At 68.8% G+C, this 15,207-nt stretch carries 17 protein-coding genes; 7 read left to right on the top strand and 10 right to left on the bottom strand.

The window, feature by feature from the left end:
* Window positions 1-10: 10 nt before the first annotated feature.
* The 5 genes from ACFVHB_RS12345 to ACFVHB_RS12325 form a co-directional block, all read right to left on the bottom strand.
* A complete protein-coding gene (locus ACFVHB_RS12345; RefSeq protein ID WP_380319281.1) occupies window positions 11-793 on the bottom strand; it encodes a reverse transcriptase domain-containing protein in 783 nt (260 codons plus the stop codon).
* A gap of 157 nt (window positions 794-950) precedes the next feature.
* A complete protein-coding gene (locus ACFVHB_RS12340) occupies window positions 951-1,661 on the bottom strand; it encodes a 7-carboxy-7-deazaguanine synthase QueE (RefSeq protein ID WP_380319278.1) in 711 nt (236 codons plus the stop codon).
* Window positions 1,658-2,053 (bottom strand): 6-pyruvoyl tetrahydropterin synthase family protein, encoded by a 396-nt coding sequence (locus ACFVHB_RS12335; RefSeq protein WP_380319275.1) that lies wholly within the window; start codon window positions 2,051-2,053, stop codon window positions 1,658-1,660. Before ACFVHB_RS12335 ends, ACFVHB_RS12340 begins: the two co-directional genes overlap by 4 nt.
* On the bottom strand, window positions 2,050-2,754 hold the full coding sequence (queC, locus tag ACFVHB_RS12330; protein ID WP_380319272.1) for a 7-cyano-7-deazaguanine synthase QueC: 705 nt from the start codon (window positions 2,752-2,754) through the stop codon (window positions 2,050-2,052). The genes ACFVHB_RS12335 and queC overlap by 4 nt, the downstream gene beginning before the upstream one ends.
* A 133-nt stretch (window positions 2,755-2,887) precedes the next feature.
* Window positions 2,888-3,607, bottom strand: a complete 720-nt coding sequence (locus ACFVHB_RS12325; protein ID WP_380319269.1) for an ATP-binding protein — start codon at window positions 3,605-3,607, stop codon at window positions 2,888-2,890.
* A gap of 272 nt (window positions 3,608-3,879) precedes the next feature.
* Between ACFVHB_RS12325 and ACFVHB_RS12320 the strand changes: the two genes are divergently transcribed.
* Window positions 3,880-5,256, top strand: coding sequence for a helix-turn-helix domain-containing protein (locus tag ACFVHB_RS12320; protein WP_380319266.1), 1,377 nt, complete (start codon window positions 3,880-3,882; stop codon window positions 5,254-5,256).
* 33 nt (window positions 5,257-5,289) lie between these two features.
* A complete protein-coding gene (locus tag ACFVHB_RS12315) occupies window positions 5,290-6,192 on the top strand; it encodes a phosphotransferase family protein (RefSeq protein ID WP_380319263.1) in 903 nt (300 codons plus the stop codon).
* 50 nt (window positions 6,193-6,242) lie between these two features.
* On the opposite strand, the gene ACFVHB_RS12310 is transcribed toward ACFVHB_RS12315, so the two are convergent.
* Entirely contained in the window at window positions 6,243-6,575 is a 333-nt protein-coding gene (locus tag ACFVHB_RS12310) for a hypothetical protein (protein ID WP_380319261.1), read from the bottom strand.
* Window positions 6,576-6,805: 230 nt separating this feature from the next.
* On the opposite strand from ACFVHB_RS12310, the gene ACFVHB_RS12305 reads away from it, so the two are divergent.
* From ACFVHB_RS12305 to ACFVHB_RS12285, 5 genes are all read left to right on the top strand, one after another.
* Window positions 6,806-7,831: a hypothetical protein gene (locus ACFVHB_RS12305; RefSeq protein WP_380319258.1), complete on the top strand. Its 1,026-nt coding sequence runs from the start codon at window positions 6,806-6,808 to the stop codon at window positions 7,829-7,831.
* Window positions 7,832-7,849: 18 nt separating this feature from the next.
* Complete coding sequence (locus tag ACFVHB_RS12300; protein ID WP_380319255.1) at window positions 7,850-8,515, top strand: YdcF family protein; 666 nt, start codon at window positions 7,850-7,852, stop codon at window positions 8,513-8,515.
* Window positions 8,463-9,329, top strand: coding sequence for a WbqC family protein (locus ACFVHB_RS12295; protein ID WP_380319252.1), 867 nt, complete (start codon window positions 8,463-8,465; stop codon window positions 9,327-9,329). The genes ACFVHB_RS12300 and ACFVHB_RS12295 overlap by 53 nt, the downstream gene beginning before the upstream one ends.
* A gap of 116 nt (window positions 9,330-9,445) precedes the next feature.
* A complete protein-coding gene (locus tag ACFVHB_RS12290) occupies window positions 9,446-9,802 on the top strand; it encodes an NUDIX domain-containing protein (RefSeq protein WP_380319353.1) in 357 nt (118 codons plus the stop codon).
* A 160-nt stretch (window positions 9,803-9,962) separates the two neighbouring features.
* Complete coding sequence (locus ACFVHB_RS12285; protein WP_380319249.1) at window positions 9,963-11,444, top strand: recombinase family protein; 1,482 nt, start codon at window positions 9,963-9,965, stop codon at window positions 11,442-11,444.
* 41 nt (window positions 11,445-11,485) lie between these two features.
* Here the strand turns inward: ACFVHB_RS12285 and ACFVHB_RS12280 are convergent, their stop codons facing one another.
* From ACFVHB_RS12280 to ACFVHB_RS12265, 4 genes are all read right to left on the bottom strand, one after another.
* Window positions 11,486-11,761, bottom strand: coding sequence for a hypothetical protein (locus ACFVHB_RS12280; RefSeq protein ID WP_380319246.1), 276 nt, complete (start codon window positions 11,759-11,761; stop codon window positions 11,486-11,488).
* A 344-nt stretch (window positions 11,762-12,105) separates the two neighbouring features.
* Window positions 12,106-12,807, bottom strand: a complete 702-nt coding sequence (locus ACFVHB_RS12275) for a helix-turn-helix domain-containing protein (protein ID WP_380319243.1) — start codon at window positions 12,805-12,807, stop codon at window positions 12,106-12,108.
* 32 nt (window positions 12,808-12,839) lie between these two features.
* Window positions 12,840-13,883: a zinc-dependent alcohol dehydrogenase family protein gene (locus tag ACFVHB_RS12270; RefSeq protein WP_380319240.1), complete on the bottom strand. Its 1,044-nt coding sequence runs from the start codon at window positions 13,881-13,883 to the stop codon at window positions 12,840-12,842.
* Window positions 13,884-14,541: 658 nt separating this feature from the next.
* Window positions 14,542-15,207, bottom strand: coding sequence for an ArsR/SmtB family transcription factor (locus ACFVHB_RS12265; RefSeq protein WP_380319237.1), 666 nt, complete (start codon window positions 15,205-15,207; stop codon window positions 14,542-14,544).

Genomic DNA, 15,207 nt, shown 5'->3' with positions numbered 1-15,207 from the left:
TCGTCTCCCTTCATCCGGCAATCAGGAACAGGTCTTCGGCGTTCACCCCGGCGCGGACCTGACTCTTGTCCGGGTGGGGCTGGAGTCCGCATCCGGCGAGCGCCTGGCTGACGGCGGTCATCGCCTCGCGGGCCTTCTCCTCGGTGGAGCAGAACACGCAGTAGTTGTCGGCGAACCGCACCACCCGGTGGCCGGTGAGGGCGGCGTCCGCTCGGGACAGGCGCAGGTTGATCAGCAGCGGCGCCAGCGCGGTGCCCGGCACGATCGGGTACGGCAGCGGCTCCAGCACGCTGCGGAAGTACCGCAGGAAGGTGCCGTCGGCGACGTGCTCGGCGAGCCAGTCGGTCACCTCGGCGGCGCTCGACCCGGCAGAGGTCTGGCGCACGTCCACGTCCGCCACCCACCGGTACCCGGCGCTCAGGTGCCGCTCCGCGTCCCGCAGCGCGGTGATCCGGTTACGGCCGGCGCGATAACCGGACACCCAGTCGGCGAACGCCCGCTGCTCCAGAACCGGTTCGATGGCGTTGCGCATGGCCCGCTGCACCACCCGGTCCTCCGTCGTGGGGATCACGGCGGTGAACACCTTGCCGGTGTAGGCGGTGATCTCGACTTCCCGCACCGGCCCCGGGGTCCAGGTACCGGCGCGCAACTGCTCCGCGATGGCCTCCAGGCGGGTGGGCAGCCCGATGCGGAACTTTGCCCAGCTGATGCCGTCGGCCCCCGCCGTGCCTCCGCGCCGCATGCAGGCCCGCGCCGCGCGCTGCAGATGCCGGGGGTCGACAAGGAAGGACATGAGCGAATGGGCGCGCGGGACAGCGGAGTTGGGTATGATGGGCACAGCCCGAGTGGCAGGCAGGTTCCCGCTCCCCCCTTCACACGCTTGGCCGCTACCCAACACGCGCGGCCTCGGGGAGCTGGAAGGACCGCCCCGCTCGGGCGTCGTGCTGTTCTCACCGGCCACGAGCGTCCTCCCACAGCAGCACGTGCAGTCGGCTGCCGAGGTTCCAGCCGCGGGCGAGCACGGGGTCCGCGAGCGCGCGAAGACGGTCGATGATCACGCCGCTGCGTGTCCCTTCGGGCATCACCCAAACCTCACCGAAGCCGTACTCCTCCACGAGGGCGGCGATCTCGTCCAGCTCCGCGAGATCGCTAACGACGAACTTGAAGCGAGCCTTCCCGGATGCCTGCAAGGCGCGAAGCGCCATGCCCCTGATGGGCTGGTCCGTCGGCGCCGCAAAACCGGACAGCTTCGGCGAGACGTTGAACGCCTCGACCAGCTCCACCAGTTCGGGCAGCGGCGCGATCGTCCCGTTCGTCTCGATCTCCACCTGCCGGCCCGGGAGCAGTTGCAGCAGGCGCACCAGCTCGGCCTGCTGGATCAGCGGCTCACCACCGGTGATCACTACCCGGCTGGTCAGCCGCGCAGACACCCACGCCGCCAGGTCCTCGACACTGTGACGGGTCGACACCTCAGCCGGGTCGAACCGGTTCCAGTCCCACGTGTACGGAGTGTCGCAGTCGGGGCAGCGCAGATTGCACCGGGACAGGCGGACAAACAGGGATTCCTGTCCGGCGGTCGGGCCCTCTCCTTGGAAGGTCGGGCCGAAGCACTCGGCAACGAGCAGGCCCCTGCCGATGGGCACGGCCACGGTCGCGCTCACCGCTCTACCTCGAACTGCGCCCAACTGCTCGCGGTCTCCGAGACCCGCACCGCGGCGAGGCGGCCGGGCACGCCGGGCTCGACGTTCTCCACGAACCAGCCGGCCAGGTAGGCGGCCAGGTTCTCCGAGGTCGGCACGAGATCGGGCAGCACCTCGTTCAGGACCTGATGGTCGAGGACGCTGTCGATCATCGCCTTGACCGGCGCCAGGTCGCCGAAGTCGCTGACGAATCCGGGTCCCGTCAGCTGGTCGGCGGTCAGGATGAACTCGGCCTCGTAGGAGTGGCCGTGCATCCGAGCGCACTGGTGCCCCGCGGGCAGGCCCGACAGCTGGTGCGCGGCCTCGAACCGGAACCTCTTGCCGATCCGGTACCTCCCCCTCAGCGCGGTCACGCCCCTACCTCCGGGCGGACGTAGACGGTCGGGTCGGCGACGCCGGCCAGGGAGAACGCCTCGATGCGCTCGGTGCAGGTGCCGCAGGTCCCGCAGTGCACCTCGCCGCCCCGGTAGCACGACCAGGTGTCAGCGAACGGGACTCCCAGCGCCTGGCCCGTCTCGACGATGTCGGCCTTCGTCAGGCCGATGAACGGGGCCAGCAGCTGGAACTCGTTTGCGAGGAAGCCCTCGTTCCCGGCCCGGGTGACGGCCTCGAACTGGTCGAAGAACTCGCGGCGGCAGTCCGGGTAGATCGCGTGGTCACCGCTGTGGGCACCGAAGGCGACCGCGTCCGCACTGGCGGAGACCGCCGCGGCGACCGCTATCGACAGCATGATCGTGTTGCGGTTCGGCACGACGGTGCTGCGCATGTTGTCCGCGGTGTAGTGGCCGTCCGGAACGGGGACTGCGGGGTCCGTGAGGGCGGAGCCAGTGAACAGTTTGCCGAGCCCGCTGAGGTCCACGATCTCGTGCGGGGCCTGGAGGTGCTTCGCGATGCGGCTGGCGTACTCCAATTCGGTGCGGTGGCGCTGGCCGTAGTCGAAGGACAGCAAGGTGACCTTGCTTCCCTGGCCGACGAGCCAGTAGGCGACGGTGGTGCTGTCGAGCCCACCGGACGCGATCACTACGGCGTGGCTGGGCGAGGTCTTGTTGTTCATCTCCATACTTTCGGTAGTTCTCCGCGTGGAGGGCGGAGAGGTTCTGGCCGGGCAACTTGTAGGTCTGTGTCGCCGGTTGGTTGCCGCTGCGGGAGTTCGTGCGGCTCGCCACTGATACGGGGCAAGCTGCGAGCTACGGGTGTGCGGTCGAGGTGGCTGGCGCTCGGCTCCCCCGCCCCCACCTGACCCGGGGTGCTGCGCCAGCGGTCTGAAGGCCGGATTGCCCGGATGGCTCAGGCGGCCCGCCGGTCAGTGGCTGCCAGGGTGGGGGCCACCTGCGCGCGTTGATCCGACGGGGAAGCCGGACCAGGCACCCCGCCGCCCTCTGGACGGACGTCTCTCTGCGCGCGGACAGCACGTCGTGTGGGCGATGGACGTCCTGGTCCGCGGTGCTCGCGGCGAGGCTGGAACTCGCGGGAAGGGTGACGTTGAGTTCGAACCAGACTGCACGCAGGAGTTTCCCGTCGTCGCCGGCCAACACCTCCGAGCCGATCTCGTCGGTGATCGTCTCGACAATGAACAGGCCGCGTCCCGACTCCGCGTTCGAGTCCGTCGCAGCAGTGGACCGGGTGGCCGGGATCTGGCGGGTGCGGCACGGGTTGATGACGGTGACGCGCAGTCTGCTGCTGGCGCGGTCCACGGTGACCTCGACCCGCAGGTCTTGGCTCGCGTCTTCCCTGCCGACCCCGTGCGTGAGGGCGTTGGTGACGACCTCCGACGCCGCGAGACGCATGGTGTCCAGCTGGTCGGGGGTCAGCGGCAGGCCGCTCAGTTCGCGGAGGAGCTTGTTGCGGACTCCGCCAACGCAGGCGTGCGTGGCGGGGGTGGTGAATGAGGTGATGACGTTGTGCATGGCAGATCCTCCGGGCCGGTCTGGTGGTGCGGCTGGGGGCGAAGCCGGCGAGGTCCCCGCCCGAGTTGATGGTGCGAGGTCGTCGCGTGCTCAGAGAGGGTCGCGGGATGGTCGGTCTTCCGGCAATCAGAAGAAGTTGGGGTTGCGAGCCGAACTCACTGCCTTGGGTCCTCACCGGCCCCCAAACCCGTAACTAGTTGCGGTTTATGGCTCACCATCAGTGAGTTCGCCTACTACGCTGACGGCATTGCGGTCCCCAGGGAGGTCGTCCAATGCCGCACAAGCCGTCCTGTGCCGCGCGGATCAGAGCGACCGCCGCGACGAGTAGCTGGACGCTGGACAGGACGGTCGCGGCGATCGTCGAGTGCTGTGGTGTCAGTCGGCTGCGCGCGCATCGCCTTGCCCGTGGGTGGACACTCCGTCACGCGGTCGACGAGTTGCGTCGGCTTTGTGCTCGGGACGGCATTCCTCAGCCCGGCGTGGACGAAGACCAGTTGGCCGCGTGGGAGAAGGGCCGGATGCCTCGCGGCGGGACCATGGACCTGCTGTGCCGCCTGTACGAGACAGATGCACAAGGGCTCGGACTGGCGGGTGCCTACCATCCGGATACGCAAGCACTGCCGCCGGCTCGCCCGGCGCCACTGCAACAGGCAAGCCCCGGGCCTACGGCGCTGGGCCTTGCCGATCCCGTCAACGAGGCCATCGAGGCGTACCGGCGCGCACTGGACAGCACGCTGGCCAGCACTACCGCCAGCGCCACACACCTGGAGGTCTTGGACGAACAGGTCATGGACCTTCGCCGGGTCTACATCTCCGCGTCGCCGGCCGAGATGCTGTTGCGGCTCCTGCGGACGCTCGAAGAGGTCCGGCTGCTCGCCAGCGACCGACAGCCGGCAACGGTCCAGGTACGGCTGTCGGAGATGATCGCGGTGCTGGCCACTCTCGTGGCCGATGCGCTGATGAAACTGGGGCGCCTCGACCAGGCCCGGATGTGGTACGGCACCGCGCGAGCAGCGGCCGATGATGCCGGCGGAATCGAACTTCGGTCCCGCGTGCGGGTTCAGGCCGCGATGCTGCCGTACTACTACGGGCCTCTCGAACGTGCAGCAGGCCTGGCACGGGACGCCAGGCTGCTGAATCGCGGCCGGGCCACGTCGACCGGGGCCTTCGCTGCCGCAGCCGAGGCTCGGGCTCTGGCGAGGCTCGGCGATGGCGAGGCAGCGCGCACCGCCATCAGCCAAGCACTCGATCTGTTCGAGCGTGCCCCGGCAGGTCCCGATGACGATGCGTGGGCGTTTCCCCGGCGTCGGCTGCTGCTCTACCTGTCGGGCGCGTTCACCGCCCTTGGTGAGGTTCAGGAAGCACTTCGCGTGCAGCAGGAGGCGCTGGCGCTGTACCCCGATCGGACCGGCATCGACCCCGCACTGCTCCGGCTCGAAGAAGCGATGTGCATGGTCCACCAGCGGAGTGCCGAGGAGGCGTGCCAGCTCGCCAGCAGCACCTATCTGGAGGTTCCGGAGGAGCTGCGGACGGAGATCCTGGGCGTGCGCACCATGGAGGTGATCCGCATACTGCCAGTCAAGGTCCGCGAGACTCGTGCGGCTCGGCAGCTCGGTGAACTCCTCGCCCTGCCCGCCAGCCGGATGTGACAGGATCGGCTCCGTACCGGCAGCCTTACGGGTATGACTGTTCCGGGAACCCGGATCGGCGGATTCGCCGAGTCCGAGGTGTTCGCCGTCCTCGAAACCGCCTGCCGTCGAGTCGGCATCGACGCGGCCGACGCCAAGCTGCTGCGAGGCCACACCAACGCCGTCTACCTGTTGGCGTCTGCTGGCGCCGTCGCCAAGGTCGCCAGAGCGGGGACGGCGATTGACGATGTCTGCCGGACCGTCGAGCTGGTTCGGTGGTTGATGGACTTGGAATTCCCCACCGTCGAGCTGCTGCCCGTTGAGCAGCCGGTTGTGGTCGGGCAGCACGCCATCACTTTCTGGCGGCATCTCCCCCAGCCCCAGCGACCCGTGCCGGCGGTCTCCCTCGCCGAGCCTCTGCGCGCCCTGCATCAACTTCCCCATCCTCCTTTCGGGGTCCGCCTGCTTGACACCGTCGCTGCCATCCGGCGCTCCATCGGCGTCACGGTGGCACTGCCGTCTGCTGATCTCGCTTTTCTCAGCGAGCGCGTGTCGGCACTCGAATCGGCTCTCGACAGCGTGGAGTACCTGCTCAAACCCGGTCTTCTGCAGGGTGATCCGCAGCATCGGAACGCGCTGCACTGCGGTGGCGGCGCCGTGCTGTGCGACTGGGACACTGCGTGCTTCGGCGCGCCCGAACTCGATCTCGTGACAGTGGAGATCCACTGCCGGAGGTTCGGGTACGGTCGGGCCCACTACGAGGCGTTCGTAGACAGGTACGGCTTCGACGTCACCGCGTGGGACGGCTACGCGGTCCTCCGTGATCTCCGCGAGCTTCGGATGGTGACGACGAACGCCAAGCGGGCGCCCGCCGGAAGCAACACCCTGGCGGAGGTCCGGCAACGCATCGACGGACTTCGCCGCGCCGATGCCGGGATGCTGTGGAACATCCTCTGAGGAAGGTCACCGGCCGGGTAGCTGAGGCACGGCCCTCGGCATTTCGGCGACTACCCTGCCGTTCGGCCGCGCACTATCACCAGCCGGATGCCCGCGCCGACAATCTGCCGACGGCGCCGGGCGGCGTCCGTTCTGACCCCCAGGTGCGATTCCGTGGGCAGGACCACGGCGTACAAATCGTCCTCTCGGGTGATCCGAGCGACCACGTCGTCGAGGCCGGCACCGTCATTGGTGATCACTTCGACGAGGTTCAACTCCCGGAAGCCACAGAACTCTCGCAGGACATCCGAGAGCGCCGCTTTCCGCCCCGGCGTCCCGGCACCCGGGCTTCGCAGGAGCCCGATGACGCGCGGCGGCGGGATGGCCCGCTGTTCGGTCAGCACTTCGTCGCCTCTCCTCCCGGCAGATGAATCGCTCTTCGTCGCTGAAGTCGAGACTGCCGCAGCGCGGCCGTCGGCGGGAGCACCTAGCGTGGCAGTTGCGTGGCAGTTTTGACGCACAGCCAGGTCGCGGGGTGCTTCGATGGTCGCCGAGCCAGGAGGTGGTCATGGCGCCGGTGGGTGAGTGGACCGGGGTGGAGGCGCGGGCCCTGCGGGAGGCTAGCCGTAGGAGCGTGCGCGGCTTCGCCGCTGAGCTGGGTGTGGCGGTGCGCACGGTGACGAACTGGGAGCGGCTGGGTGCCCAGACGCGGCCGCGCCCGGACACGCAGGCGATCTTGGACACGGCGCTCAGTCGCCTCGACCCGGCTGGGGTGCTGCGGTTCGAAGCGATCTTGTCTCGGTCCGGTCGCTCCACGGTCGCCGTCGTCCAGAGCGGTCCCCACGCGTGGGACTACGAGACGTGGACCGAGGACATCGAGCGCGCCATCACCGCGGCAAGCCGACAGGACTTCACGGCCGCGTCCAACCTGCTCGAACGGTGGCGAACGCGGTGGTCGCCCGGGGAGCTGGATGACCGGGGCCTCTACCTGTTCGCACGGACGACGACTCTGGCCGGCGACTTGCAGCGCGACCGGGGGGTGCTACTCGGACCGTGGTCGGCAGCGCGGTCCTACGCGGACGCGAAGGTGGTGTTCAACCAGCTCGGTATCCCCCGCCGGGTCGCGCAGCTGGACTTATCGCTGGCGGTCATCGCGGAGATGTCCGGTGACCTTCGCGGTGCCGCGTCACGCTACGAGGAGCTGTCCCGCGACGGGCGGCTGAGCGGCCGGGACCAGCTCCGGGCGCAGCTGTGGGTGGGCACCGCGCTGGACAAACAGGGTCTCCATGGGGAGGCGATGCCGCTGATGGCGTCGGCGATCCGGGGGTTCGAGGCGGTCGATGAGCAGGAAGATTGGGCGACTGCGCACCAGAAGCTGGCACTCGCGCACCGCGGCGCCGGGAACCTCGGGGAGGCCACGCGGTTGATCTCGGTGGCGCAGTCGGCCGGCGGCGGCACGTCGCCGTTGCACCAAGTGCGGCTGGCCACCGCACACGGGCATGTCTTGCTGTCCGACAGGGCGACCGTCGATGAAGGACTTGCGGCGCTCGGTAAAGCGGCGGCCACGGCCGCCACGTACGGTATGAGCCACCAACTCCGCAGCATCGAAGGCATCCGCAAGGGCTTCGAACGAGGAGGTGGGAACACCAAGTTCAGGTAATCAGGAGAGAAGAGTTACGTGACAACGACGAAGCGCGAGATCACAGACCAGCAGTGGGCGGACACCGCGCTGCTCTGGGACTACCAGCAGATGAGCCACGATCCGCGGCCGTGCGACGTCGCGATCGGGCTTGGCTCCCACGACCTCGGAGTGGCGGCCGAGACCGCCGACCTGTTCCTGCGCGGCCTGGTGAAGCAGATCGTGTTCACCGGCGGGCCGAACCCGTCCCGGCCGGACCACTTCCCGCGAGGTGAGGCCGTGCACTTCGCCGAGCACGCCATCTCCCTCGGAGTGCCTGAGAACGCGGTGTTGATCGAACCGAAGGCCCGCAACACCGGGCAGAACATCGCTTTCTCCCGCCAGATGCTGGCCGACGCCGGGATGGTCGTGTCGTCGGTGCTGCTGGTGTCCATGCCGTACATGGAGCGGCGGGCCTACGCCACGTGCCGCCAGGTGTGGCCCGAGGTGGACGCGGTGTGCGCGTCCACGCCGATGGACCTGCACGACTACGTGAAATCGATCGGCGACGACCAGCTCGTGATCGACAGCCTGGTGGGTGACCTCCAGCGGGTCATCGAGTACCCGAAGCTCGGCTTCGCCGTCGCCCAGGAGGTACCGGAGAGGGTACACGATGCTTACCAGCGGCTCATCGATGCTGGGTTCACCAGCCGACTTCTCGCCTGACCAGCCGCCCGTCGCGAGCGCGGGGCCGGTGTGTGCGATCCACCAGCCGAACCTGCTGCCGCGGCTGTCCACGGTGGCAAAGATCTTCGCGGCGGACGTGTGGATTGTGCTGGACGACGTCCAACACAACCGTCGCGACTACCAGCACCGTGCCCGCCTCGGCTTCCTGCACGGCCAGGCCACCCGCTGGTTGTCCTTGCCCACCCACCTGCCAGCGGGCCGCGCCACTCTGATCCGGAACGCCCGCCTGGTCAACCCGGCGGGCAGCCGCCGCCGGGTGGAAGGCGTCCTGCGGGAGCAGTACCGGGCGTCGCCGTTCTGGCCATTGTTCGCGGAGCAGCTGCGCCCGATGCTCGACCTGTTCGACGTGACCGACCGGACCGCCGAGATCACCCAGGCGTCCACCATGCTGCTCCTCGACACCCTCGGCTGGACCGGCCAGGTGGTTCGCAGCAGCGAGCTGCCGGCCGGGGCCGGCCGCACCCAGCGGCTGGTGGACCTGTGCCGGGCGGTCGGCGCGGACACCTACCTGTGCGGTACCGGCGGTAGTCGGTATGTCGAACCGGGTCGGTTCGCTGGCGCCGGGATCGAGCTGCGGTGGTTCGCAGCGCCGGGCACCGGGGTCTGGGCTGACTCCCGGTCGGTCAGTGCGGTTCACGCACTGTTGCTCCAGGGCTCTGCCGAAGTGCGGCAGCACCTCGAAGCCGCGCGGTCAGGATCACCGGCCGTGGTTCCTCCGACCCGGCCGCACATCCTTCCCACCCCCAGTCCGCGCATAGGCCGCTTCGACCTGCCCGCCCCACCACGCCGATGACCGTCTCCTGGAGCCCAAGGAGCACGCTTCGTGATCAACTACGACCTGCTGGCCCGCCAGGCGGTGGATGATGGCTTCGACAAGCTCGCCGGCGGGACCGTGGTCCGCAACCCGGCCTGACGGGTGATGCTGCTACGCCGCCGTCCGGACGATGTCCTACCCAGAACTGGGGCTACCCGGCGGGCGGACTCAACTACGGTGAGGATCCGCTGCAAGGCGCCCTACGGGAACTGGTCGAGGAGGGCGGCACCCGCAATGCCGCCCTGGAGTGGACCGACCCCGCTACGCCGCCGATCGTCCTGTCGCGAACGTCCGGAATCTCATCCGTCACCGTTCAACCGAGGGCGGTCGCCATTCACCCAACCCACCGCCGAGGTGCGGATCGAAACGTCGACGGGGCCGACGGCCCAACGGCTTGGGACAACGACCAACGCGCCGGACGCCACGGTGGGCCCTCCGACTCCGGAGAATAGAGCCAGCACTCTGCATTGAGTGTTCACGGATTCACGCCACTGCAGCGGCGGCCCCCATAGCACAAGATCGGCTCGATACGTCGAGCCATCCACCACGAACACTCTGCATGTGCCCACCGATCGGTGTGCATCTCATTCGTTCGCATGGGTGGAATGCAGCATGGAACCGCGCAAGCGCGCCCTGATCGGAGTCCGGCTGTCGGTAGCCACCGATGAAAGTACGTCGCCGGCGCGCCAGCGCGAAAAGGGCCGGCTCATGGCCCAGATGAAGGACTATCAAATCGTCGGCTACGCCGAGGATCTGGACGTCTCTGCCACGAAGTTCCGGCCGATCGATCGTCCACAGCTGGGCGATTGGATGAAGAATCGCCACCACGAGTTCGACGTCATGATCTTCTGGAAACTGGATCGGATCGTCCGAAGTCCGGCCGACCTTTCGGACATGATCCGCTGGTGCGACGAGCACCGCAAGAACCTCATCTTCGTCGATGACACATTCGACCTCTCCAGCGATCTGGGGGAGGCGATGGCCTACATGGCTTCCGTATTCGCCCGAATGGAGGCACGGAAGATATCCGCACGCGTCGCGGATGCCCACCGCTTCCTCAAGGGGACACGTCGCTGGGCCGGCGGCCGACCGCCCTACGGGTACCGGGTCGTCCCGCTGGACAGTGGCGGGAAGGTTCTTGAGATCGACCCGGTGACGTCCGCCATCGTCCGGGAGATGTACGGCTGGGCCATCACCGGGATATCGCAGAGCGAGATGGCCCGCAGGCTGAGCCAGCGAGAAGTGCCGACACCGCGGAACTGGATCCGGCTGCAGAACGGCCTACCCGTCACGCCGGCCCGGTGGAATCCTGCGTCGATCGGGAAGATCCTCACCTCGCCCGCCTGCCTCGGCCTGAAGATGACCGGCGGGTCCACGGGATTCCACAGGATTGTCTACGACGCGCAAGGAGATCCCGTTCGGGCCGCCGACGCGATCCTCACTCCAGATGAGTGGCAGCTCCTGCAAGCGGTTCTCGAGGCGACACGCCCCACTCGAAAGAAGCGGGTGAATGAGTCCTATCCGTACCTTGGCTCGGTCTTCTGCGCCAAGTGTGGACATGTGGCTTACCGCTGGATAAACCGGGTGGGAGGAACGGAGTACGGGTACTACCGGTGTGGCGTCACCGCCGGCAGTTCCGCGAAACGGTGTAACACTGCAGCCCCCATGGACTTCGTCGAGGAGCAGTTCAACGCCATCGTCGCCCAGCTGTTCTCGGCCGTTCCGGTCGTCGAGCCCATACCACCCGGTACTCCTCTGGATAACAGCGAGACAGTGGAATCCATATCCAGGGCAATGACGGATATCCGGGCCGAGAAGGACATGGGCCTCTACGAGTACGAGGGCGGGAAGGAGGAGTATCTTCGCCGTATCAACGGGCTGGCAGAACGTCGCAAGACTGCGGCGCAAGCGGCGCACGTGAGCCCCAGGACATTGCGCCCCACTGGATCGACGTTCGCTTCGGAGTGGGCCAGTAGCGATATCGCTGGCCAGCGGCAGCTCCTCCTGAAGTCCAAGGTGAAGGCCTACATCTGCCGGAACTCCCTCAGTTTTCTCTTCCCCGAGGACCTACGGAAGGAGCTGATCGCTGCCTGAGCGTTCCTCGGGTGCACCGCGGAGATCGGGGTCGCCGGGCCTCAGTCGGCCATCAGGACGGCAACACCGGTGATTCGGTCGGCGGCCAGGTCGGCGAGGGCCGTCGGTGCCTGGTCCATGGGGTAGGGCTGGACATGAACGGTGGGTCGGTGGCGGGTGGCCTCGGCAAGGTAGGCGAGGCCGTCTGCACGGGTGTTGGCGGTGACACTGCGCAGGTTCCGTTCCTGGAAGAGGTGTTGTTGGTAGTTCAGGGTTGGGATGTCGGTGAGGTGGATGCCGGCGACGGCGAGGGTTCCGCCTCGGTCAAGCGCCGCCAACGCGACAGGGACGAGGTCGCCGACCGGAGCGAAGAGGATCGCCGAGTCGAGGGCTTCCGGCGGAGCGTCGTACGCGCCACCCGCGGAGGCCGCGCCGAGATCGAGAGCCAGTCGACGGGCTTCCTCCGCTCGGGCCGCAGGCTACGACCTCGACGAGTAGGTCACCCGCTCCGATCGCAGGCAATGGGCGTTCAACCAGGCGCAGTGGTCCCTCGGCGGCCGGCGCGGTGTGGTCGACGATCCAGGCGGTGGTGGTGGCTGGTGTCGGACGGGCAGGGGCTGACATCTCCGTGCGTCCTTACTCGGCTGCTGGGCGTGGGTACGACAACTCGGACGTCATCGGATCAGTGCAGGTGGCTGTCCGGGCCGATGGTGCCGATGCGCCGACCACTGATCGTGTCCGGCTGGATGCGCACCCAAAGCGGTCGGCTTCCGCCGGCCCACGGTTCCGCCCGCTGCTCCGTCTCGAGTCGCTGGATGGCGTCGACGTCGTCGATGTGCTCTACGGCGCCCGTGATGAGGACGCTCCATCCCGTGCTCAGGTGGTCGTCGACGTGGTCGACCTGGAAGGACACCGTCGTCCCTGGCGTGGGCGCCGCGGCGCCGTTGGGGTCGGTGCGGTAGACGATGGTTCCGGCATCGACGGCGTAGTTGACCGGGAGGACGATCGGGCCCGGCTCGGCTGGCAGTGCAATCCGACCGACTCCCTTCGATCCGAGCCTGTCCCAGCATTCAGGGATCGTGAGGTGGACCAGCGCAGGGCGTGCCGGTGCCGGCCCTTGTCCTGGCGGCGGGTCACTGCGGCCTTCGAGCAGTTCCTGGTAGGTGAGGTCCAACGCGGCGGCGATGCGCAGGAGGCTCGCGGGGTCGAAGTCCGTCCCCGCCGTCAGGAGGAGACGTAGGTAGGTGGGAGCCATGCCGGCCCGTCGAGCGAGTGCTTCCTCGGTGAGTTCAAGTCGGCCCTGCCGTTCGGCGATGCGTCGGACGACGTCCGCGGGGTTCGGTGGGGGTGCGACAGGTGTGCTGGGATCGGCTCGGCGGTTCACGGTGGTTCCTCCTCGCGCGGGCTGAGGCCCGTTCAGGTGCGGAAGAGGGCGACCTTCAGCGCCCCGCTGGCTTCAGCGTCGGCGAAGACGTCGTAGGCGTCCTGCATCTCGTCCAGTCCGAAGCGGTGGGTGATGAGGCCGCCGGCGTCCAGGCGTCCGGCGGCGAGCATGTCGAGCAGCAGCGGAGTGCTGTGGGTGTCGACGAGTCCGGTGGTGATGGTGACGTTCTTGATCCAGAGCTCCTCGAGGTGGAGGGTGGCGGGCCTGCCGTGGACGCCGACGTTGGCCACCCGCCCGCCGGCGCGGACCACTCGCGTGCACAGTTCGAAGGTCTCCGGGATGCCCACGGCCTCAATGGCGACGTCGGCGCCGAGCCCGTCGGGGCTGAGGGCCCGAATGGCGTCCGCGTCCACGTCTCCGGCGTTGACGGCCTCGTCGGCGCCGACCCGTTTCGCCGCGTCGAGGCGGCTCTGCGCGAGGTCGACAGCGATGATCCTGCCGGGACTGTAGAGGCGGGCGGCGGTGATCGCGGCGAGGCCGATCGGCCCGGCTCCGACAATGACGACGGTGTCGCCAGGGCCGACCCGGCCGTTGCACACCCCGACCTCGTACGAGGTGGGCAGGATGTCGGCGAGCAGGAGGGCCGCCTCATCGGTCACCCCGTCGGGGAGCTTGTGGAGCGAGTTGTCCGCGAACGGGGTGCGGACGAGCTCGGCCTGCGTCCCGTCGACAAGGTGGCCGAGGATCCAGCCTCCGCCACCGGTGCACTGCCCGTAGGCGGCCGAACGGCAGAACGGGCAGCGGCCGCAGGCCGAAATGCACGAGACCAGCACGCGGTCGCCCACGGCTGTGGTCCGCACCCCTGGGCCCGTCTCGACGACTGTTCCGACCGCTTCGTGGCCGAGGACTCGGCCTTCGCTCACCTCTGGGACATCACCCTTGAGGATGTGCAGGTCGGTGCCGCAGATCGTCACTGCGTCCACCCGGACGACGGCGTCCTCAGCATCGCGGACGGTCGGGTCGGGGACCTCTCCCCAGGTTCGGCGGCCCGGTCCGTGGTAGGTCAGCGCCTTCATGTCCGATCCACTCCCGTCTCGAATCGCTGGTGCGGGGCGACCTGCGCCGTCGCGCCCTTCTTCCAGCGTTCGCCCGCGAGCACGCGAACGCCATGGGACGATCCGACGAGCTCCTGGTGCAGATCGCCGTCGGTCTGGGGGAACGGGAGCACCGAGGCCTGGTGCTGCCCCTGGAGGGCTCGTTCGTCGGGGCCGCCGCGCGACCCGGCGCGCTGGTAACAAGCACCGATGTCCAGAAGGACCCTCGGATCACGGCAGGCCCGCCCCGCTGGGCGGGCCTGGGTCCGGCGGTGGCGGTGCCGATCGGCACTCCGGAACACGGCCTGCGCGGCGTGCTGATGCTGGCCCGGGCCGCGGGGGCTCCGCTGTTCGAGGCTGCCGAATCGACGCCACCGCCCCAGCGCGATTCCCCTCCATGCTGCTGCCCGGGTCAGGGGTGGGCCGAGAGGCAGGTGGCCCCGTGCGCTGTGGGCCTGTCGGCCCTCGCGGCCGATCGCTGCCGGACTTACGGTGCCGGTATGGGCACGGCGGTCGGCCACGGCTCGCCGGCCCCGCCTACGGGTGGAGGAGCGCCTACGCAGGTGCAGCAGGAGGGTGACGCAGAGCATCCCGGTGCCGTCGACCAGCAGCGGTCCGCCCTCGGCACCGCGGGCCCGGGTCACGCGGCCCCGGCCTCGACGGGATAGTCGGCCAGACGCCATTCGAGCATGCCGTCGGCCAGGCGGGCAGCCTGGCGGCCGCTGCCGGAGAGCAGGCGGACCGCGTCGTGGGAGAGCACACAGTTGGTGCCTCTGCAGTAGGCGACGACCTCGACACTGTCGGGGAGTTCGGCGAGGCGGGCTTCGAGCTGGTCGAGGGGGATGGACAGGGCGCCGGGGATGTGGCCGGCGGCGAACTCCTCGGCGGGGCGGACGTCGATGATGGTGGCGGTGCCGGCCTTAACGCGTTCCAGGAGCTGTTCGCGGGTGAGGTGGTCGGTGTCGTCGGAGCCGAGGTAGGCGGTGCGGGCCTGGCCGGTGGCGGCCCGGTGGGTGCGGGCGACCTGCTGCAGGAGTGCGTACAGGGCGGCGACGTCGTCGCCGGCAAGGCGGTAGTAGATGCGCACGCCGTCGCGGCGGGTGGTGACGAGTCCGGCCTGCTTGAGGGTCTGCAGGTGCGCGGAGGCGGTGGTCAGGCCGAGCCCGGCGGCCTTGGCGAGGGCGTCGACGCTGCGCTCGCTCTGGGCGAGCAGATCGAGCAGTTCCAGGCGCTTGCCGTTCGACAGGGCCTTGCCGGTCTGGGCAAGGGCGTCGAACAGCTGTGCTTTGCGGGTGGGGTCTCCCAT

This window comes from Kitasatospora sp. NPDC127111 (genome assembly GCF_042677465.1).
Classification (GTDB): Bacteria; Actinomycetota; Actinomycetes; order Streptomycetales; family Streptomycetaceae; genus Kitasatospora.
This window is presented reverse-complemented; position numbering and strand designations above follow the sequence as displayed.